This window comes from Ruegeria sp. AL11 (assembly GCF_056540865.1).
The window spans coordinates 301143-320744 of the sequence record NZ_JBQFXO010000002.1 but is presented as its reverse complement, the minus strand read 5'-3'; the positions used below and the strand labels follow the sequence as shown (position 1 = coordinate 320744).

General features: G+C 58.7%; 19 protein-coding genes. 13 read left to right on the top strand and 6 right to left on the bottom strand.

Translation table 11 applies throughout. The annotated features are described in order from the left end of the window. Nucleotides 1–66: 66 nt before the first annotated feature. Both ACR0IP_RS05285 and ACR0IP_RS05280 read left to right on the top strand, forming a co-directional pair. Nucleotides 67–2328 (top strand): NADP-dependent malic enzyme, encoded by a 2262-nt coding sequence (locus tag ACR0IP_RS05285; protein WP_170660967.1) that lies wholly within the window; start codon nt 67–69, stop codon nt 2326–2328. Beyond that, nucleotides 2325–3197 (top strand): ribokinase, encoded by an 873-nt coding sequence (locus ACR0IP_RS05280; RefSeq protein WP_480524223.1) that lies wholly within the window; start codon nt 2325–2327, stop codon nt 3195–3197. The genes ACR0IP_RS05285 and ACR0IP_RS05280 overlap by 4 nt, the downstream gene beginning before the upstream one ends. Here the strand turns inward: ACR0IP_RS05280 and msrA are convergent. Continuing rightward, a complete protein-coding gene (msrA, locus tag ACR0IP_RS05275) occupies nt 3194–3865 on the bottom strand; it encodes a peptide-methionine (S)-S-oxide reductase MsrA (RefSeq protein WP_170643425.1) in 672 nt (223 codons plus the stop codon). The genes ACR0IP_RS05280 and msrA overlap by 4 nt on opposite strands. A 160-nt stretch (nt 3866–4025) precedes the next feature. Beyond that, nucleotides 4026–4796, bottom strand: a complete 771-nt coding sequence (locus tag ACR0IP_RS05270; protein ID WP_170640885.1) for a transporter substrate-binding domain-containing protein — start codon at nt 4794–4796, stop codon at nt 4026–4028. A gap of 122 nt (nt 4797–4918) precedes the next feature. Between ACR0IP_RS05270 and ACR0IP_RS05265 the strand changes: the two genes are divergently transcribed. The 3 genes from ACR0IP_RS05265 to ACR0IP_RS05255 are packed head-to-tail and all read left to right on the top strand — an operon-like array spanning nt 4919 to nt 6780. Beyond that, entirely contained in the window at nt 4919–5659 is a 741-nt protein-coding gene (locus ACR0IP_RS05265) for an amino acid ABC transporter ATP-binding protein (RefSeq protein ID WP_480524221.1), read from the top strand. Between the two features lie 9 nt (nt 5660–5668). Beyond that, nucleotides 5669–6427 (top strand): amino acid ABC transporter permease, encoded by a 759-nt coding sequence (locus tag ACR0IP_RS05260; RefSeq protein WP_170380218.1) that lies wholly within the window; start codon nt 5669–5671, stop codon nt 6425–6427. A gap of 11 nt (nt 6428–6438) precedes the next feature. Continuing rightward, nucleotides 6439–6780 carry a carboxymuconolactone decarboxylase family protein gene (locus tag ACR0IP_RS05255; protein ID WP_170702441.1) on the top strand — a complete coding sequence of 114 codons (342 nt, stop codon included), beginning with the start codon at nt 6439–6441 and terminating at the stop codon, nt 6778–6780. Here the strand turns inward: ACR0IP_RS05255 and ACR0IP_RS05250 are convergent. Together ACR0IP_RS05250 and ACR0IP_RS05245 are read right to left on the bottom strand one after the other, a co-directional pair. Next, a complete protein-coding gene (locus ACR0IP_RS05250; protein ID WP_170380220.1) occupies nt 6777–7058 on the bottom strand; it encodes an SCP2 sterol-binding domain-containing protein in 282 nt (93 codons plus the stop codon). The genes ACR0IP_RS05255 and ACR0IP_RS05250 overlap by 4 nt on opposite strands. A gap of 142 nt (nt 7059–7200) precedes the next feature. Beyond that, nucleotides 7201–8427 carry an argininosuccinate synthase gene (locus ACR0IP_RS05245; protein WP_170380221.1) on the bottom strand — a complete coding sequence of 409 codons (1227 nt, stop codon included), beginning with the start codon at nt 8425–8427 and terminating at the stop codon, nt 7201–7203. Nucleotides 8428–8518: 91 nt separating this feature from the next. Between ACR0IP_RS05245 and ACR0IP_RS05240 the strand changes: the two genes are divergently transcribed. Beyond that, nucleotides 8519–9337: a hypothetical protein gene (locus tag ACR0IP_RS05240; protein WP_480524217.1), complete on the top strand. Its 819-nt coding sequence runs from the start codon at nt 8519–8521 to the stop codon at nt 9335–9337. A 56-nt stretch (nt 9338–9393) separates the two neighbouring features. Continuing rightward, a complete protein-coding gene (gene ilvA, locus ACR0IP_RS05235) occupies nt 9394–10620 on the top strand; it encodes a threonine ammonia-lyase IlvA (RefSeq protein ID WP_170380222.1) in 1227 nt (408 codons plus the stop codon). Here the strand turns inward: ilvA and ACR0IP_RS05230 are convergent. Next, nucleotides 10617–10946, bottom strand: coding sequence for an Hpt domain-containing protein (locus ACR0IP_RS05230; RefSeq protein WP_170380223.1), 330 nt, complete (start codon nt 10944–10946; stop codon nt 10617–10619). The two genes, ilvA and ACR0IP_RS05230, sit on opposite strands and share 4 nt — an antisense overlap. 157 nt (nt 10947–11103) lie before the next feature. Between ACR0IP_RS05230 and ACR0IP_RS05225 the strand changes: the two genes are divergently transcribed. Beyond that, nucleotides 11104–12375, top strand: coding sequence for a PP2C family protein-serine/threonine phosphatase (locus ACR0IP_RS05225; protein ID WP_480524215.1), 1272 nt, complete (start codon nt 11104–11106; stop codon nt 12373–12375). 97 nt (nt 12376–12472) lie between these two features. On the opposite strand, the gene ACR0IP_RS05220 is transcribed toward ACR0IP_RS05225, so the two are convergent. After that, the gene (locus ACR0IP_RS05220) at nt 12473–12916 is read right to left on the bottom strand and encodes an NUDIX hydrolase (protein WP_170380225.1); all 444 of its coding nucleotides are present in this window, start codon (nt 12914–12916) and stop codon (nt 12473–12475) included. A 76-nt stretch (nt 12917–12992) separates the two neighbouring features. Between ACR0IP_RS05220 and hslO the strand changes: the two genes are divergently transcribed. From hslO to ACR0IP_RS05195, 5 genes are all read left to right on the top strand, one after another. After that, nucleotides 12993–13979 (top strand): Hsp33 family molecular chaperone HslO, encoded by a 987-nt coding sequence (gene hslO, locus ACR0IP_RS05215; protein WP_480524213.1) that lies wholly within the window; start codon nt 12993–12995, stop codon nt 13977–13979. Beyond that, nucleotides 13972–14568, top strand: coding sequence for a CoA pyrophosphatase (locus ACR0IP_RS05210; RefSeq protein WP_480524211.1), 597 nt, complete (start codon nt 13972–13974; stop codon nt 14566–14568). The genes hslO and ACR0IP_RS05210 overlap by 8 nt, the downstream gene beginning before the upstream one ends. After that, nucleotides 14565–15719 carry a CCA tRNA nucleotidyltransferase gene (locus ACR0IP_RS05205; protein ID WP_480524209.1) on the top strand — a complete coding sequence of 385 codons (1155 nt, stop codon included), beginning with the start codon at nt 14565–14567 and terminating at the stop codon, nt 15717–15719. The genes ACR0IP_RS05210 and ACR0IP_RS05205 overlap by 4 nt, the downstream gene beginning before the upstream one ends. A gap of 192 nt (nt 15720–15911) precedes the next feature. Next, nucleotides 15912–17750: an ABC transporter ATP-binding protein gene (locus ACR0IP_RS05200; protein WP_480524207.1), complete on the top strand. Its 1839-nt coding sequence runs from the start codon at nt 15912–15914 to the stop codon at nt 17748–17750. Then, entirely contained in the window at nt 17747–19579 is a 1833-nt protein-coding gene (locus tag ACR0IP_RS05195; RefSeq protein WP_480524205.1) for an ABC transporter ATP-binding protein, read from the top strand. Before ACR0IP_RS05200 ends, ACR0IP_RS05195 begins: the two co-directional genes overlap by 4 nt. Nucleotides 19580–19602: the final 23 nt, after the last annotated feature.

Sequence of the window (19602 nt, the reverse complement as noted above, 5' to 3'; positions counted from 1 at the left end):
CGTTGAGGCCTGCGCGTGGCTGCGCTATGACGCATCAGCCCCGAAGTCATGGAAACGACATTTAAGATGCCCAAAGCGAAGATCACCAAAGAAGAGGCACTGGCCTTTCATCTCGACCCGACCCCCGGCAAGTGGGAGGTGCAGGCCACCGTTCCCATGACCACGCAGCGCGATCTTTCGCTGGCCTATAGCCCCGGCGTCGCTGTTCCATGTGAAGCCATCGCCGAAGCGCCCGAGACGGCGTATGACTATACCAACAAGGGCAATCTGGTCGCTGTGATCTCGAACGGGACCGCCGTGCTGGGTCTTGGCAATCTTGGCGCGCTGGGGTCGAAACCGGTGATGGAGGGGAAGTCCGTCCTGTTTAAACGGTTCGCCGACGTGAACTCGATCGATATCGAGTTGGACACCGAAGACCCGGATGAGTTCTGCCGCGCGGTGCGTCTGATGGGGCCGACCTTTGGTGGCATCAACCTCGAAGACATCAAGGCGCCGGAATGTTTCATCATCGAACAGCGCCTCAAGGAAGAGATGGACATCCCCGTCTTCCATGACGATCAGCACGGCACGGCGGTGATCTGTGCAGCGGGTCTGCTGAACGCGCTGCATATTTCGGGCAAGAAAATTGAGGACGTTAAGATCGTTCTGAACGGAGCGGGTGCTGCGGGCATCGCCTGTATCGAATTGCTCAAGTCGATGGGCGCGCGGCATGAGAACTGCATCGTCTGTGACACAAAGGGCGTGATCTATCAGGGCCGGACCGAGGGTATGAACCAGTGGAAGTCGGCTCATGCGATCTCAACCGATTTGCGGTCGCTTGAAGACGCCATGAAAGGCGCAGACGTTTTCCTGGGCGTTTCGGTCAAGGGTGCCGTGACGCAGGATATGGTTGCCAGCATGGCCGATAATCCGGTGATCTTCGCGATGGCGAACCCGGATCCTGAGATCACGCCGGAAGAGGCGCATGAGGTCCGCGTTGACGCGATCGTTGCCACCGGGCGCAGCGACTATCCCAACCAGGTGAACAACGTTTTGGGCTTCCCATACCTGTTCCGCGGTGCGCTTGATATCCACGCGCGCGCCATCAATGACGAGATGAAGATCGCTTGTGCCCATGCTCTGGCCCGTCTGGCGCGTGAGGATGTGCCGGACGAGGTCGCCATGGCCTATGGCAAGTCGCTGACCTTTGGTCGCGATTATATCATCCCGACGCCGTTTGACCCGCGCCTGATCCACCGCATTCCACCGGCGGTAGCAAAGGCCGGGATGGATACCGGAGCGGCCCGCCGTCCGATCATCGACATGGAGGCTTATGAGCTGAGCCTCAAGTCCCGCATGGACCCGACCGCCAGCATCCTGCGCGGCCTGAACGCCCGTGCCCGCCAGGCACAAAGCCGCATGATCTTTGCAGAGGGCGACGATCCGCGCGTGTTGCGCGCGGCGGTGACCTATCAGCGCTCGGGCTTTGGCAAGGCGCTGGTTGTGGGGCGTCCTGATGATGTGAAAACCAAGCTGGAAGAAGCCGGTCTTGGCGATGCGGTGCGTGAGCTTGAGGTGGTGAACGCCGCCAACACCGCGCATCTCGAGACCTATTCGAATTTCCTGTATAACCGTTTGCAACGCAAAGGTTTTGACCCCAAAGATATCCACCGTCTGGCGGCCCGGGATCGTCATGTGTTCTCATCCCTGATGCTGGCGCATGGTCATGGCGATGGTCTGGTGACGGGGGCGACACGCAAATCGGCCCACGTGCTGGATCGGATCAACCATGTCTTCGACGCCGATGCCGCCCATGGCGCGGCGGGCGTGACGGCGTTGCTGCACAAGGGGCGCATTGTTCTGATTGGTGATACTCTGGTGCATGAATGGCCGGATGAAAACGACTTGGCCAATATCGCTGAACGCTCGGCCGACGTGGCCCGCCATATGGGACTTGAACCTCGCGTGGCTTTTGTCAGCTTCTCGACCTTTGGCTACCCGGTTTCAGAGCGGGCCGAAAAGATGCACCGTGCGCCAGCGGTTCTGGACCAGCGTGGCGTAGATTTCGAATACGAAGGCGAGATGACCGTCGATGTTGCCCTGAACGTGGATCAGCAGGCCGGATACCCGTTCCAGCGCCTGACCGGCCCGGCCAATATCCTGATCGTGCCCGCACGGCACTCGGCCTCGATCTCGACCAAACTGATGCAAGAAATGGGCGGAGCAACCGTGATCGGCCCGATCCTGTCTGGTGTCGACAAGCCGATTCAGATCTGCTCGACCGTGTCGACGGCCAATGATATCCTGAACATGGCCATTCTGGCCTCCTGCGATATTGGCAAATCATGACGATCTGGAACCTGGGCTCGATCAATGCCGACATGGTTTACGGCCTGCCGCATCTGCCTGCGGCGGGCGAGACTTTGGCGGCAGAGGGACTTGAGCGTTTTCTGGGCGGCAAAGGGGCCAATATGTCCGTTGCCGGATCGCGCGCGGGATCCCGGGTCAGCCATATCGGTGCTGTCGGTCCGGACGGGCGCTGGGCCAAGGATCGACTGACGGAATATGGCGTCGACACGCGGTTCATCGCTGAGGTGGATGTGCCGACCGGTCACGCGATCATTGCTGTGGACGCGCAGGGCGAGAACCTTATCATCCTCTACCCCGGCGCCAACCACGCGTTGGACAGCGCGCAGATCGGGCAGGCGCTGGCCTCGGCCAATACCGGGGATATTCTGGTTTTACAGAACGAAACCAACGCTCAGGTCGAAGCGGCCCGTCTAGGGCATGAGCTTGGGCTGACCGTCTGCTACGCCGCCGCGCCGTTTCAGGCGCAATCGGTGCAAGAGGTTCTGCCTTATCTGGATTTCCTGATCCTCAACGAAGTCGAGGCCGAGCAATTGCGGCAGGAAACTGGGCTGGATGCAGCGGAACTGCCGGTGCGCCATGTGATCGTTACGCTTGGGTCGAAAGGCGCGCGGTATCTGCAGCAAGGTTGTGACCCCGTGGATTTCGCGGCTCACAAGGTGCAGGCGGTGGATACGACAGGCGCAGGGGATACGTTCACCGGCTATGTTTTGGCTGGGATGGACCGTGGCATGCCGATGGAGCAGGCCATTCTACAAGCGAACCGCGCCGCGGCCCTGATGGTCACGCGGCACGGCACTGCGGATGTCATTCCGGATCTGAGGGAAGTCCGGGACGCGCAGCTGGATTAAGATCCGGCAAAGGGCGCGTCACTTCCCCAAAGCTGCTTCACCCGAGCATCCCGACCGCAAGCATTGCGGTAGGCTTTATAGGCGTTCTTCTGGCGTTTGGGGCCAAAGCGGGTAAAGACCAGCTTGTCGCCTTTGTAGTAGTCCTGATGGTATGCCTCGGCCGGATAAAACGCGCCCTCCTGCAGGATCGGGGTGACGACCGTTTGGCCAAGGGCTCGTTGCGCGTTGGTCTTTGCCTGTTGCGCAAGCGCTTTTTCCCCTGCGTTAGAGACGAAAATCGCCGTGCGGTAGCTCTCTCCCCGGTCGCAGAACTGACCGCCCGCATCTGTGGGATCGACCGAGCGGAAGAACATGTTCAGCAGCGTTTCACGTGAGACGCGCGCGGGATCAAACGTGATCTGAACGGCCTCGTAGTGGCCCGTGCCGCCTTTGGTCACCTGATCATAAGTCGGGTTCGAGACAGAGCCACCAGTGAATCCGGACACAGCGCCTATGACGCCGGGTACAGATTCGAAATCGGATTCAACACACCAGAAACATCCACCGGCAACCGTCAGAGTCTCAGTCCCTGCAGCCGGGGCCGGAACGGCGCGCAAGGTTGCGGCCAGTGCAATCAAGGTGAACAACAGGGCGGGTTTTAGGTAGTCGAGATATGCAGTCCGGGTCATAGTATGTCTCCTTCCGAGACTCAAGGTGACCGGTGTTCTAACAAGTTGCAATTGCCTGACATGAAATGTCACGCGCTGGTGACCTGAGTTTATTGACCGACCTGTTTACCCAAGGGGAGGGCAAGAAAACGCCCGGCTGTTAGACCGGGCGTTGGCGGGATCACAGACCCCATTTCTTCTGGTTTTCCTCAAAGAAACCCTGGGCTTTCTTCACCTCAATCCAGTTGTTCACATAGTTGATCCAGACCTGATCATCCTGCGGCAGGATCATCGCGATTGGTGAAGGCGAGCGTGGACCGGCGTTTTTCACACGCTCGATCGGGAACTTCTCTTCCAGGGTGGAGCCTTCGATGTTCGATGTGATGAACACATCTGCCCGTCCGGCGATCACCTCTTGAAATCCACGTGCGGGGGCTTCGACCACTTTGATTTCGGCATTCGGGAACCACTCGCGGACACGCTTCTCAAAGGTGGTGCCCAGTGTTGTCGCGACTGTCACACCCGACTGGTTGATAGATTCATAGCCGTCGAATTTATCGGCCTTGTCCTTGGTCGTGTAGGGAAACAGCTCAACCGAGATATAGCTGTCCGAGAATCCGGCAACCTTCATGCGCGGCGGCGAGATCGAGGCCGAGCCGGTCAGGTGATATTTCTTGGCCACGACACCATTCACCAGTGTTTTCCAATCGGTCGGGACGTATTCGACCTCAACCCCCAGATCGGCGGCGAGTTCGTTCATGATGTCGATGTCATAGCCTTTGTAGCTGTTCGTGGCCGGATCCCGCAGGGACATTGGGTTCCAGTCACCAGTCGTGCCGACTTTCAACACACCGGAATCCAGGATTTCGTTCAGTGCCGATTGCGCGTGGGCTGCGCCTGACAAGACCAGACCAAACGCAGCGGCTGCGGCTGCTCTCCAGATTGTGTTCATTTAATTCTCCTGTTGGTGGCAGCTGGGACTTGCTGCCATATATAGTTCGTTGTTTTAAGCGGGATAGGGGGCGCAGGCCCAATAAATCAATCCACCCGCGCAAACTAGGGACAGATCGACCAATGCCAGACCCCACCATCGAGCTTGTCGATGTGAACAAGTGGTTCGATACGTTCCATGTCCTCAAGAATATCAATCTCACCGTAAATAGTGGTGAAAAGGTTGTGATCTGCGGGCCGTCCGGTTCGGGCAAGTCCACGGTCGTGCGCTGTATCAACCAATTGGAGAAACACCAGAAAGGCACCATCCGCATTGACGGCGTCGAGCTGAAGGATGACGCCAGATCCGCAGCCACGATCCGGTCCGAGGTCGGCATGGTGTTTCAGCAGTTCAACCTGTTCCCGCATCTGAGCGTTCTGGACAACCTGACCCTTGGCCCGGTTAAGGCGCGGGGCCTGAGCCGCGCGCAGGCCGAAGAGCGCGCGCGCCACTATCTTGAGCGTGTTCACATCCCCGATCAGGCCGATAAACGCCCCATCCAACTGTCCGGCGGTCAGCAACAACGCGTCGCCATTGCCCGATCCCTTTGCATGGAGCCGAAAGTTCTGTTGTTTGACGAGCCGACCTCGGCCCTCGATCCCGAAATGATCGCCGAGGTGCTGGACGTGATGGTCGAGCTGGCGCATGAAGGCATGACCATGGTCGTTGTCACCCATGAGATGGGGTTTGCCCGCAAAGTCGCCGACAAGATGATCTTCATGGATGAGGGCGAGATCGTGGAGCAGGGCAAGCCCGAGCATTTCTTCACCAATCCGACCTCGGAGCGGTGCCGCAAGTTCCTCAGCCAGATATTGCAGCACTGAGTGGGTATGATGAAAAAAGCACTTCTCCTCATACCGCTTCTGCTGCTGGCGGGCTGTTCCTCATCCCAGACATGGGGCTGGTATGTCATCGACCCGCGGACTGACTCGGGCTGGACCAATGTGAAATTCCTGATCTCGGGCATGGGCGCGACGATCCTGATCTCTCTGATCGCGGCGGCCCTGTCGATTGTGATCGGCCTGTTGGTCGCCTTGCCCGGACTGTCCGAGAAACGCGGTTGGCGGCTGTTGAATAGGGTCTATGTCGAGTTTATTCGCGCGATTCCACTGCTGCCCATGCTGTTCTGGGTGTTCTATGGATTGCCGATCGTGTTCCAGTCGATGGGCCTGAACATCCCGATTGACCCCTTCTGGGGCGCGATCATCACCCTGGCGATCTCTGACAGTGCCTTCACGGCCGAAATCTACCGCGCCGGCATCCAATCCATCGCACGCGGCCAGCGCGAGGCGGCCCAGACCATCGGGCTGAACTATGTGCAAACGATGCGCTACGTGATCCTGCCACAAGCGATCCGGCGCATCCTGCCGCCTTTGGCCAACCAGTTCATCTACATCGTCAAAATGAGTGCTTTTGCCAGCGTCATCGGCATGCAGGAACTGACCCGCCGCGCGAATGAGCTGGTGGTGACGGAATACCGCCCGCTGGAAATCTACACCTTGCTGATATTTGAATACCTGATCCTGGTTCTGATCATCAGCGCCGGGGTACGCTGGCTGGAACGCCGCATGGGCGCGGACGAACGCGGATAAGGAGGCACAGTATGGACTGGAAAGACTTCATGGCCGAGACCGAGGCCAATATCGGCACCCTCTCGAAAGAGGTTCCCGAAACGGTGCGCGGATTCGGGATGATGGGCAAGGCGGCCAAAACCGATGGCGCCCTGAGCGAAAAAACCAAAGAGTTCATCGCGCTGGGCATTGCCATCGCCACACGTTGCGACAGCTGCATCGGGTTTCACGTGAAATCGCTGGTGCGTCTTGGCGCCACTCGCGAGGAGTTGTGCGAGGCGCTCTCGATGGCGACCTATATGGGCGGAGGCCCGTCTTTTACCTACAGCGCAAAGGCGTTGAAGGCGTTCGATGTGTTCTCGGAAGGCGATTAACCCAGCAGCTGCCCCAGCTTCATCGCCACACCCATGTTGCCCGAGATTTTGAGCTTTCCCAAAGCAACGCCTGTCATCGGGTTCAGCTTGCCGGTCAACAGCTTGGTCAGGTTGTCCTGCGAGATACGGATGGTGCAGTCGGTATCCTGATCCTGTGTTGTGGCCTGATTGTCGGCCAGCACGATCACGCCCGCATCGCCGCAATCGAACTTGAGCGAGCCGTCAAAGCTTTTGCCATTCAGCCCTTTTTGAATTCCGTCGGCGATCTCTTGCAGCATGGTCTGTCCTTTCAAACTTGACGTATGCGTAAAGACATGGCCCCACATCCGGCAAGCATGACGCTGGGTCCGGTGGGCAAAAGAAAACCCCGGCAACCGTGTGATTGCCGGGGTTTTGAATTCTTCTAAGCTATTGGCCAGGTTACTTGGACAGACGCTTGTCGCGCGCCGCCAGCAGTTTCAAACGCAGCGCGTTCAGCTGGATAAAGCCAGCCGCATCGGTTTGATCATAGGCACCGGCGTCTTCCTCGAAGGTCACATGCGCCTCGGAATACAACGAGTGATCGGACCAGCGGCCGACGGTCGAGGCCAGACCTTTGTAGAGTTTCACGCGCACGGTGCCGGTGACATGCTCTTGGCTCTTGTCGATGGCGGCCTGCAGCATCTCGCGTTCGGGCGAGTACCAGAAGCCATTGTAGATCAGTTCGGCATATTGCGGCATCAACTGGTCTTTCAGGTGCATCGCGCCACGGTCCATGGTGATCGACTCGATACCACGGTGTGCTTCCAGCAGGATGGTGCCGCCCGGAGTTTCGTAGATACCGCGCGACTTCATGCCAACAAAACGGCCTTCGACCAAGTCCAGACGACCGATGCCGTGCTTGCCGCCATACTCGTTCAGCTTGGTCAGGATGGTGGCCGGGCTCATCGCCTCGCCATTGATGCTGACTGCGTCGCCTTTCTCAAAGCCGATCTCGATGAATTCGGGCTGATCGGGCGCGTCCTCGGGGTGGACGGTGCGCTGGTAGACATAGTCGGGCGCCATATCGGCGGGGTCTTCCAGAACCTTGCCCTCGGAGGAGGTGTGCAGCAAGTTAGCATCGACCGAGAAGGGCGCCTCGCCACGTTTGTCCTTGGCGATCGGAATCTGATGCGCTTCGGCCCATTCGATCAGTCGAGTACGGCTGGTCAAATCCCATTCACGCCACGGGGCGATGACCTTGATTTCGGGGTTCAGCGCGTAGGCGGCCAATTCAAAGCGAACCTGATCGTTACCCTTGCCGGTTGCGCCATGTGCTACGGCATCAGCACCGGTTTCCTGAGCGATCTCGACCAGACGTTTCGAGATCAGAGGCCGCGCGATCGAGGTGCCCAACAGGTACAGGCCTTCATATTGCGCGTTGGCGCGGAACATGGGGAAGACGAAGTCGCGGACGAACTCCTCGCGAATGTCCTCGATATAGATGTTTTCCGGTTTGATCCCCAGCATCTCAGCCTTTTGGCGGGCGGGTTCCAGTTCCTCACCCTGACCCAGATCGGCGGTGAAGGTGACGACCTCACATCCATACTCGGTCTGCAACCATTTCAGAATGATCGAGGTATCAAGGCCACCGGAATAGGCCAGAACAACTTTCTTTGGCGCGGACATCTGACTTCCCCTTATTCGCAAGACGATTGGCCCCTAACGGGTTTTGTGGGCGGGGGCAAGCTGTGTGGATTGACGCAGGCCGGGAATTGGGGTGAAACGGCTGGACAAAGAACAAGAGATAGTTGAGCAGGGGCATTTCCAGATGTTGGCGTTCGAGATTTTCATGCATTCGATCAAGATGGTTTTGCGGAATCTGAAACAGGCGATTCAGATCACGTTGATCCCCGCATTGATCGGCGGTTTGGCCATCATCGCATTCAGTCTTCTGTTTGGTATTTCCTTCGAAGATATCTCGACTGAACCAAACGGCCTGCCGGATGCAGCGTCGCCGGGTGCGGTCACCGCTTTCCTGTTCTGCGTGGTGGCATCCCTTTTTGCGATCATGGTTTGGATTGTCGTGTCCTGGCATCGTTTTGTGCTGCTCGAAGAATACCCGGCCGGTTTTCTGCCCGAGTTCAGATCGGATCGAATGCTCGCTTACATGGGGCGGATGGTGATGCTGGCCTTGCTGGGTGTGGTCGTCCTGATCCCGGCAATGCTTGTCATCGGATTTTTGACCCAAGCCTCGGTCGCGATGGGCATATTGGCGTGGCTTCTGGTTGTTGTGGGCCTTTCCGTCGCCTTTTACCGCGTGTCTCCGATCATGCCCGCCGCCGCAATAGGCGAACCGTTGAATCTGTCGGACGCCTGGCGTGCCACTGACGGAGCCAACGGCACTATAGTGGCGCTGGTTGTGTTGCTGGTGTTGTTCCAGATGGGGCTTCAGCTTCTGTTCGCAGCGCTTCTGATCGTCCCATTAATTGGCGCATTGGTGGTGGTTTTCGCCAGTATGCTGATCGTGCCCTTAATCAATGTCAGCATCCTGACAACGTTCTATGGCGTCTTCATCGAAAAACGCGCGCTGTCGTAATTCGTACACACATGTATTCCTTGCCCTTTTGCTTAGGATAAGCCACTGAAACCGGCATGAGCGATTTCATGACCCGTGCCCGCGCTGCCGAACAGGCGATGCGCTCTGTGTTTCCGGCAACGCCTTTGCAGCGGAATGCCCATCTGTCTGACCGCTACGGTGCTGATATCTGGCTCAAGCGAGAGGACCTCAGCCCGGTTCGTTCCTACAAGATTCGAGGCGCCTTCAATGCCATGCGCAAGCAGCAGGGGCAGGATCTATTCGTCTGTGCCAGCGCCGGCAACCACGCGCAGGGCGTGGCCTTCATGTGCAAGCATCTGGATGTGAAGGGGGTGATCTTCATGCCGGTCACCACGCCTCAACAGAAGATCCAGAAGACCCGTATCTTCGGCGGCGACAATATCGAGGTTCACCTCAGCGGAGACTATTTCGACGATACGCTTGCCGCAGCACAAGCGTGGTGCGCAAAAGAAGGCGGGCATTTCCTGTCGCCGTTCGATGATGAGGATGTGATCGAAGGTCAGGCTTCGCTTGCGGTCGAGATCGAGGAACAGCTGGGCCGCGTGCCTGATCATGTCATCTTGCCGGTCGGCGGCGGCGGTATGTCGTCGGGCGTGGCAACTTGGTTCGGGGATAGGACCCACTGTTTGTTTGTCGAACCCAAAGGTGGGGCCTGTCTGCACGCGGCAATGGCTGCAGGGCATCCGGTTGCCTTGGATCACGTAGATAATTTCGTCGATGGCGCGGCGGTCGGCAAGATCGGTGCCAAGCCGTTTGAGCTGTTGAAAGACCGTCACTTATCGGATGTGCTGGTCCTGTCCGAGGATCGCATCTGCACCACAATGATCGAGATGCTTAATGTGGAAGGCATCGTGCTGGAGCCCGCTGGCGCATTGGCGATTGAGGCGGTTGCTGATGTGCAAAGCTTTATCCGTGGCAAAACGGTTGTTTGTGTCACCTCTGGCGGCAATTTCGATTTTGAGCGTCTGCCCGAGGTCAAGGAGCGCGCGCAGCGCTATTCCGGGGTCAAGAAATACTTCATCTTGCGCCTGCCGCAGCGCCCCGGCGCGTTGAAAGAGTTCTTGAACATCCTCGGACCCGAAGACGATATCGCCCGGTTCGAATACATGAAGAAATCGGCGCGCAATTTCGGCTCGGTCCTGATCGGAATCGAGACCCGTAAGCCCGAGAACTTCGCCCGCCTCTTTGCGCATCTGGACGAGGCCGGGTTTACGTATACCGACATCACTGAAGACGAGACGCTGGCGCAGTTTGTAATCTAGTGCAGATTTCCGTTCAGTTCAGCCTGAAACATCAACTTCGACGCATCAAACGCTGCGAGGATTTCGGGTAGATCGACTTTTGTCGCCTCGCCAGATGCGGCAAGCCTTTCGCCATCCTGACAGAGCTTCGAGAACACCTCGAACCCAAGGCTAAGGGCGCTGCCTTTCAGGAAATGCAGGTTCTGTTCAAGATCCTGCCGCGCGGTGTCTGAATGCACACGGGCGATGACCTCTTGCACCTCGTCCAGAAAGATCTCGACAACCTCGTCGAACTCATCAGCGCCAACCTCGTCACGGAGCTGTCGAACTCGGGGCCAGTGGATCATGGGTCGTGTCCTGCATCGGAATGGAATGGACCCTTGGTAGCGCGGCTTGAGTAAATACGGGGTTAAGCGTCGGCCTCTATCGACTTTCACCCGATGTTAAGCCCCTGACGCGTAGGGTCGCACCATCCCGAGAAAAGGAAGCGTGTGGGGTTGCAGAGTGCCAGCGGCAAGTCTTGAGGAAACCAGATCTGATCTGGACTTCGGTGCAATCCGGAGGGTGCTGGTTGTGGATGACAGCCGCCTGCAACGGCGCATTCTGGTGGCCTCGCTCAAGAAATGGGGTTTCGAAGTTCTAGAGGCCGACAATGGCGAAGCGGCGATAGAAATCTGTACCGAAGCGGCGCCAGACCTTGTTCTCAGCGATTGGGTCATGCCGGGGATGAGCGGGCTTGAGTTCTGCCGCGCCTTCCGCGCGCTTGAGGCTGAACATTATAGCTATTTCATCCTGCTCACCTCCAAAAGTGAAAAGCAGGAGGTGGCGCGGGGTCTGGACGCGGGCGCGGATGATTTCCTGATCAAACCGCTTGAAGCGGACGAGCTGCGCGCGCGAATCTCGGCCGGGGCGCGGATTTTGGATATGCAGCGTGAGTTGTCACAGAAGAACCGCCTGATCGAATCCGCCCTGCAAGAGCTGAAACTGGCGCATGAGGCCATCGACAAGGACCTGATCCAAGCCCGCAAGATACAGGAATCGTTGGTGCCCGACCTCACGCAAGAGTTCGGTAAATCGCGTGTTAGCCTGTTGTTGAAGCCTTGCGGGCATATCGGAGGCGATCTGGTAGGGATGTTCTCACCCGGTCCGAACCGCCTTGGGTTTTACAGTATTGATGTGTCCGGTCATGGCATCACCTCGGCGATGTTGACAGCACGATTGGGCGGCTATCTGTCCAGCAAGCATTTCGATCAGAACGTCGCCATGGCGAAGCGATTTGATAAATTCTACGCCCTACTTCCCCCGGAAGAGGTCGCAGGGATGCTGAATTCCCGGTTGCTGGCGGATACCGGGATCGAAGAGTATTTTACGATGGTCTATGCCATTGTCGATCTGCGCAACGGGCATATCAGGATGGTTCAGGCGGGGCATCCGCATCCGTTGATGCTCCGACGCGATGGCAGGACCGAGTTTCTGGGCGAAGGTGGGCTGCCGATCGGTTTGATCCCAGATGTGAAGTTTCAGCAGATTGAGGCGAAGATGGAGCCGGGGGACCGTTTGATGTTGCATTCAGACGGGTTCACAGAATGTGCTTTGGCCGAAGGCGGATTGCTGGATGAGGATGGCTTGCGGGATATGGCGCTCGACTGTGCGGCGGGTCGCGGCGGGCCTGAGTTTCTGGACGATCTGTTCTGGCGCTTGACGCAGGTGATGTCACCTGACAGCGGTATGGGGGACGATGTCTCGGCCGTGTTCTTTGAATATAATGGCTCCTAAAGCGTTTCGGGTTTTTCCTGAATCAATTGACACGATTGTCCTAAGAAGGCTGAAAGCGCCGCAGGAAATTGGGTTCACAGGTTTAACCCGTAACGATCTAAAGCCCGCGAAGATGCAGCGTCGCGAAATGGCGATCGCCATCGTTGCCCAGTGTTTCAACCGCGTCCGCAGCGTGCATCCAGAGCGCTTCGTGGAACGGCTCGGTTGGAGGACCCAAACGGCGCACGGGACGCGCTTGATAGATCAGGCAGATCTTCTCGGCCCAGAGGTCATATTCCGGCATATAGGTGAACCGACGGAATGCGCCGACCCGACGGGGTGCTGCGATCAGCCAGCCCGTTTCCTCGAACACTTCTCGATGTAGGGCGGTTGTCGGCGATTCGCCCGGATCAATACCACCGCCGGGTAATTGCAGATCCGGCCCCGGTTCGGTCTGGCAGGTCAAAAGAAGGTGCCCGGCGCGGGAAAGCAACGCGTAGACTCCGACCCGCCGAGTGTACTTGCGCCCGGGTTCAGGGCTTTCGCCGAACCGTCTGATCATGTATGGCCCCTTACAACCCAATCTCTGCGACCTATATGGTGCCGGTATGCCAACCCTTGGCGTGTAAGGAAACCCCATGTCTCTTGGAACAAAAATCGCGTGGGACGATACCGTCCTGCCCTTTCAACTCGATGTATCGGACATGCGCGGGCGTGTGGCCCGTCTGGATGGCGTGTTGGACGGCATCCTGAAACAGCATGACTATCCGGAAAAAGTTGAGGCCTTGGTGGCCGAGATGGCCCTGCTGACCGCGTTGATCGGCCAGACTGTCTCGCTTCGCTGGAAGCTGTCGCTGCAGGTGCAGTCCAAGGGTCCGGTGCGCATGATTGCCACCGACTACTACGCGCCACAGAAAGAGGGTGAGCCGGCCCGCATTCGCGCTTACGCTAGTTTCGACCGCGATCGTTTGACTGATGGCGTGCCCTTCGATCAGGTGGGCGAGGGCTATTTCGCGATCATGATCGACCAGGGCGAAGGCACGCAGCCCTATCAGGGCATCACTCCGCTGGCCGGAGGCTCGATCAGCGCCTGCGCCGAAGCCTACTTTGCGCAGTCCGAGCAGTTGCCGACCCGGTTCTCGCTGAGCTTCGGCAAATCGACCGAGCCGGGTGTGGGTGAGCATTGGCGCGCAGGCGGCATCATGTTGCAGCACATGCCCAAAGCGTCGCCTTTTGCGGCGTCCAGCGAAGGCACCGGAGAGATCCTGACCGCCACTGATCTGGTCGATGGCGAAGAAGGCGAGAACTGGGGCCGCGTCAATATCCTGCTGGACACGGTCGAGGATCTTGAACTGATCGGCCCCTCGATTGCTCCAACCGATCTGCTGGTGCGTCTGTTCCACGAGGAAAACCCACGGGTCTATGACGCGCAGCAGGTACAGTTCGGTTGTACCTGCTCGGAAGAGCGTGTGCGCCAAAGCCTGTCGATCTATTCGGCCAAGGACATCGAAAAGATGACCACGTCTGAGGGCCAGGTCACGGCCGATTGTCAGTTCTGCGGTGCACACTACGTGCTGGATCCTGCCACCGTGGGGTTTGACGCGGAAGACAGCAAAAGTGTCTGAGTTAGAGACACAACTTCGGACGGCCTTGGGTCGTCCGGGCCATGGGTCCAGTGATTTTGACCTGAACCCAGACACCGTGCTGCCGCCGGGGCGCAAATTGCGACCGGCGGGGGTGCTGGTGCCGATCACGGTCGCGGACGGGATGCCACGGCTGATCCTGACCAAACGCTCCTCGGCGTTGAAGCACCACCCCGGCCAGATCGCCTTTCCCGGCGGCAAACAGGATGAAGGTGACGCGGATGTCACCGCCGCTGCCCTTCGCGAGGCGCGGGAAGAGGTCGGTCTGTCCATCAATCTTCCCGAGGTTCTGGGCTTTTTGCCCACGCATGAAACCGTCACTTCCTTCTCGGTCACCCCGGTGGTGGCGATCATCCGGCAGGGCTTCGACCCGGTGCCCGAACCCGGCGAAGTCGACGAAATCTTCTCGGTCCCTCTTGCACATGTGCTGAACCCTGCGAATTATGTGATCGAGTCGCGCCGTTGGCAGGGGACAAGACGGAAGTATTTTGCCGTGCCCTATGGCCCTTATTACATATGGGGCGCGACCGCCCGCATATTGCGCGGGCTTGCAGCACGGGTGAGTGAATGAAGCAAATCAGCGCGGCTTGGGTTTCGGACCCTGCGACACAAAAGGTATGCGCGGCCCTCACGGATGGCGGTGCGCAAGCGCTGTTTGTGGGGGGATGTGTGCGCAACGCGCTTTTGGGCGCGCCGGTGTCGGACATTGATATCGCAACGGATGCGCATCCCAAAAGGGTGCTGGAGCTGGCGCAGAGCGCGGGGCTCAAGGCGATTCCTACTGGGATTGATCACGGAACGATAACTGTGGTCTGCAATCACATCCCGCATGAGATCACCACCTTTCGCCGCGATGTGGAGACCGATGGCCGCCGCGCGGTCGTGGCCTTCTCGGACAAGGTGGAAGAGGATGCAGCCCGGCGCGATTTTACAATGAACGCGATCTACGCAAAGCCAGATGGTGCCGTGTTAGACCCGCTTTTGGGCCTGCCGGACCTTCAGGCGCGCCGCGTTCGGTTCATCGGAACTGCAGAAAACCGCATCCGCGAAGACTACCTGCGATCCCTGCGCTATTTCCGGTTTCATGCCTGGTACGGAGATGTCGAGGCCGGGTTCGACCCGGATGCTCTGGCCGCGATTGCAGCGAACCTGGACGGTTTGTCCACCTTGTCGCGGGAACGTGTCGGGGCCGAGTTGCTGAAACTGTTGGGTGCGCCCGATCCGGCCCCTTCCGTTGCCGCAATGCGCAGCACGGGAGTACTGGCGCAGCTTCTGCCGGGCGCGGATGATCGCGCCTTGGCGCCTTTGGTCGCCATTGAGCAGGCCGCAGGTGCCGGACCGGACGCGGTGCGCAGACTGGCGGCCATCGCCGCGCCTGAGGACGCGGAGACGCTGCGCCTGAGCCGCAACCAGCTGCAACGCCTGACCCGGATGAGGGATGAGGCGCAGGCCTCGACCAGTGTGGCCGAACTGGGCTACCGTTACGGCGACGAAGGCGGCTTGCACGAAACACTACTGCGATGCGCGTTTCTGGAGCGCCCCTGGTCAGAGGATCTGCGCACAGCGCTGCATTCCGGGGCCACCGCGCAGTTCCCGATCAAGGCGACGGACCTCATCCCCAACTTTTCTGGCCCTGCGCTGGGCAAGAAACTGGCCGATCTGGAAGCAAGCTGGATCGCATCTGGCTTTACCCTGACGCGCGAGGATTTGCTGGCCGGGTAGCACGAAGTCTCAAAAGGGGATGACAAATCAGAATGTTTGTGCTTACGTGCGCCTGTCACATGGATGGAGGACTGCGAATGTATTACGGGATCTGGTTCGGCTAAAGCCGGGACGCTTACCCCGTATAGGGTGGTGTTCAGGCGCCATTCTTCTTCGCATGTCTAATTTTCTGCTCACTCGGAGCACTCCCCTATGTTTCGCTATTTCGAAAACCTCGTTGACCCTTTTGGCCCCTATAAAGAAGCCGACGCGCCACCAACCAAGCTGTGGCCGTTCATGCTGGACTATTCGCGCCCGTTCTATCGGGTGTTTGCCTGGGCGGCGCTAATCTCGATCATCGTGGCCGGGGTCGAGATCGGGTTGATCGCCTATATGGGTCGCGTGGTCGATCTGCTGGGTGGAACTCCGGCCGAAGTCTGGCAGAACCACGGGACTGAGCTGTTGCTTATGGCTGCGTTTGTCCTGCTGCTGCGTCCGTTGCTGCATTTGATCGACGTACTGCTGCTCAACAACACGATCCTGCCGAACTTTGGCACACTGATCCGCTGGCGGGCGCATAAACATGTTCTACGTCAGTCGGTTGGCTGGTTCGAGAATGACTTTGCTGGGCGGATTGCCAACCGGATCATGCAGACCCCTCCTGCTGCGGGCGAGGTGGTGTTCCAGGTCTTTGACGCGATTTCGTTCTCGCTCGCGTATCTGATTGGCGCGGCGATTCTGCTCTATGCGGCGGACCCGCGATTGTTGATCCCGCTGCTGATCTGGTTTGCTCTATACGCGCTGTTGGTGCGCTGGACGATTCAGCGCGTTGGCCCGGCGTCCAAGGCGGCGTCCGATGCGCGCTCGACCGTGACGGGGCGTGTGGTGGACAGCTACACCAATATCCACTCGGTCAAGATGTTCGCCCATGGCCGGCAAGAGATGGACTATGCCCGCGAAGCCATCGAAGAGACGCGCCGCACCTTCCAGATCGAAATGCGAATCTTTACCATCATGGACGCGGTTCTGGTTACACTGAACGGCCTGCTGATCGTGGGCGTCGTGGGATGGGCGATTTCCCTGTGGATGCAGGGCACGGCCTCGGTTGGTGTTGTTGCTGCGGCGACTGCCTTGACCCTGCGCCTAAACGCGATGACCGGGTGGATCATGTGGGCGCTGACCAGTTTCTTCCGCCAACTTGGCATTGTCGCTGAGGGGATGGAGACCATTGCTCAGCCAATCGACCTGCTGGATGCACCTACGGCGAAGCCATTGCAACTGAGCAAAGGCAAGATCGAAATCAACGATCTGTCCCACCACTATGGGCGTGAGGCCGGAGGTTTGAACCACATCAACCTGACCATTCAACCGGGTGAGAAGATTGGCCTGATCGGGCGCTCCGGGGCCGGAAAATCGACCCTAGTAAAGCTTCTTTTGCGATTCTATGAAGTTGAGCGAGGGGCAATTCTGATCGACGATCAGAACATTGCGCAGGTCACGCAGGACAGTTTGCGCAGCCGTATCGGCATGGTCCAGCAGGACAGCGCTTTGCTGCACCGGTCGGTGCGCGACAATATCCTCTATGGCCGTCCGGACGCGACCGAGGATCAGATGATCGCCGCCGCCAAACAGGCCGAAGCGCATGAGTTCATTCTCGACCTGCAGGACCCTCAGGGCAGAACCGGGTATGACGCGCATGTGGGTGAGCGTGGCGTGAAGCTATCAGGAGGTCAGCGGCAGCGGGTCACGCTGGCGCGGGTCATTCTGAAGGACGCGCCGATTTTGCTGTTGGATGAGGCGACATCCGCCCTAGATTCCGAGGTCGAAGCGTCCATTCAGGAAACCCTTTACGGTATGATGCAAGGAAAAACCGTTATTGCCATTGCCCACAGGCTCAGCACTATCGCTCAGATGGACCGTATTCTGGTGATGGATACGGGCCGGATCGTGGAAGAGGGCGCGCATGCCGATCTTTTGGCGCAGGGTGGCCTTTACGCGCAGTTCTGGGCGCGGCAATCTGGCGGCTTCATGAATCCGGAGGCCGCTGAATGAGGGCTGCCGACCTCATCAACCCGTTCAAGAACATCGAGACGCCCCCACCACAAACGCTGGGGGCGTTCATTCGCTGGAGTCTGTCAGGCGCTTGGCCCATGCTGTTTGTCGCGGCGGCGTTCTCGGCGATCGCTGGCGCGATGGAGGCCGCCACCGCCTGGATTCTGGGCCGGGTCATCGATGTCGCCACCTCGGGCGGGCCCGAGCATTTTCTGACCGCTGAGAATATCTGGATGATTGTCGGCGCGGCGGTGTTCTTCATGGTGATCCGCCCGATCCTGTTTGGCCTGTCCTCGGTGTCGAACAACTATATCGTCATGCCGAACATCCCTCCCTTGGTTCTGGCCAAGCTGAACCGTTGGACCTTGGGCCAGTCGGTCACCTATTTCGACGACGATTTTGCCGGTCGGATTGCCCAGAAACAGATGCAAACCTCGAACGCGATGGCCTCGGTCGTGTCGGAAACGATCAGTGCGATTGTGTTTGCTCTGGCGTCTCTTGTAGGATCTTTGCTTTTGTTAGGGTCTATTCATCCGCTGGTGATGCTGCCGTTTGCCGGTTGGCTGGTGGTCTATTTCATGCTGGTCCGCTGGTATCTTCCCCGCATTCGCAAACGCTCGGCCGCTCGGGCTGGCGCACGGGCCATGGTGTCGGGGCAGGTGGTGGATACGATCACCAATATCAAAACCGTCAAGCTGTTTGCCCACTCCGCATTTGAAGACCAGACAGCGCGAAACGCGATGGTTGACCTGCGCGAAAGGTCTCTGGATTTCGGCAAACTCTCTGCCGCGTTCCGGTTCATCCTCATGGTTCTGGCAGGGGTCCTGCCAGTGATGCTACTGGGTGCAACGCTTTGGCTTTGGCAACTAGGGATGGCTACGGCCGGAGATATTGTGGCGGCGGGAGCAGTTGCGATCCGTATTTCCCAAATGACGGGCTGGGTCAGCTTTACGCTGATGGGTCTCTACGCCAATGTTGGCGAGATCGAAAACGGCATGAAAACGCTGGCCAAGCGGGATCGGGTTGAGGATGCCGCAGCAGCCAAGGACTTGGTTGTGTCTCTGGGCAGCATCGCTTTTGAGGCGGTCAGCTTTGCCTATGGTCGGGATATTGGCGGGGTTTCTGATCTGAACCTGACGATCGCACCGGGCGAAAAGCTGGGCATCGTTGGGGCGTCAGGTGCGGGCAAATCCACCCTCGTTTCGCTGTTGTTGCGGCTCTATGACGGGGAAAAAGGCGCGATTTCGATTGACGGGCAGGATGTGTCGCAAGTAACCCAAGACAGCCTGCGCCGTCAGATCGGGATGGTCACGCAGGAAACCGCCATGTTCAACCGTTCAGCGCGTGAGAATATTCTGTATGGCCGCCCCGATGCGTCCGAGGCCGAGATGATCGAGGCCGCCGAGAAAGCTGAAGCGCATGAGTTCATCCTGAGCCTCGAAGACGCGCAGGGCCGGAAAGGCTACGACGCGCACTTGGGTGAGCGAGGCGTGAAACTCAGCGGTGGACAACGGCAGCGGATCGCCCTGGCCCGCGCCATTCTTAAGGACGCGCCTATCCTTGTGCTGGACGAGGCGACCTCGGCGCTAGATTCCGAGGTCGAGGCCTCGATCCAGACTGCGCTGCATCGGGTGATGGAGGGTAAAACCGTGCTTGCCATCGCGCATCGCCTGTCGACCCTCAGCGAGATGGACCGGATCGTCGTGCTGGATCAGGGGCGGATCGTTGAAGCCGGCACGCATGAGGCGCTTTTGGACCAGGGCGGGCTGTATGCGCGGTTCTGGCATCGCCAGTCGGGTGGTTTCATTCAGGCCGAGGCTGCAGAATAAGGGTTTTGTTGCAGGCGAAGCCC

Coding starts and splice junctions, on each gene's coding strand:
- ACR0IP_RS05285 (WP_170660967.1), top strand. CDS start 67: ATGCCCAAAGCGAAGATCACCAAAGAAGAGGCACTGGCCTTTCATCTC.
- ACR0IP_RS05280 (WP_480524223.1), top strand. CDS start 2,325: ATGACGATCTGGAACCTGGGCTCGATCAATGCCGACATGGTTTACGGC.
- msrA (WP_170643425.1), bottom strand. CDS start 3,865: ATGACCCGGACTGCATATCTCGACTACCTAAAACCCGCCCTGTTGTTC.
- ACR0IP_RS05270 (WP_170640885.1), bottom strand. CDS start 4,796: ATGAACACAATCTGGAGAGCAGCCGCAGCCGCTGCGTTTGGTCTGGTC.
- ACR0IP_RS05265 (WP_480524221.1), top strand. CDS start 4,919: ATGCCAGACCCCACCATCGAGCTTGTCGATGTGAACAAGTGGTTCGAT.
- ACR0IP_RS05260 (WP_170380218.1), top strand. CDS start 5,669: ATGAAAAAAGCACTTCTCCTCATACCGCTTCTGCTGCTGGCGGGCTGT.
- ACR0IP_RS05255 (WP_170702441.1), top strand. CDS start 6,439: ATGGACTGGAAAGACTTCATGGCCGAGACCGAGGCCAATATCGGCACC.
- ACR0IP_RS05250 (WP_170380220.1), bottom strand. CDS start 7,058: ATGCTGCAAGAGATCGCCGACGGAATTCAAAAAGGGCTGAATGGCAAA.
- ACR0IP_RS05245 (WP_170380221.1), bottom strand. CDS start 8,427: ATGTCCGCGCCAAAGAAAGTTGTTCTGGCCTATTCCGGTGGCCTTGAT.
- ilvA (WP_170380222.1), top strand. CDS start 9,394: ATGAGCGATTTCATGACCCGTGCCCGCGCTGCCGAACAGGCGATGCGC.
- ACR0IP_RS05230 (WP_170380223.1), bottom strand. CDS start 10,946: ATGATCCACTGGCCCCGAGTTCGACAGCTCCGTGACGAGGTTGGCGCT.
- ACR0IP_RS05220 (WP_170380225.1), bottom strand. CDS start 12,916: ATGATCAGACGGTTCGGCGAAAGCCCTGAACCCGGGCGCAAGTACACT.
- hslO (WP_480524213.1), top strand. CDS start 12,993: ATGTCTCTTGGAACAAAAATCGCGTGGGACGATACCGTCCTGCCCTTT.
- ACR0IP_RS05205 (WP_480524209.1), top strand. CDS start 14,565: ATGAAGCAAATCAGCGCGGCTTGGGTTTCGGACCCTGCGACACAAAAG.
- ACR0IP_RS05200 (WP_480524207.1), top strand. CDS start 15,912: ATGTTTCGCTATTTCGAAAACCTCGTTGACCCTTTTGGCCCCTATAAA.
- ACR0IP_RS05195 (WP_480524205.1), top strand. CDS start 17,747: ATGAGGGCTGCCGACCTCATCAACCCGTTCAAGAACATCGAGACGCCC.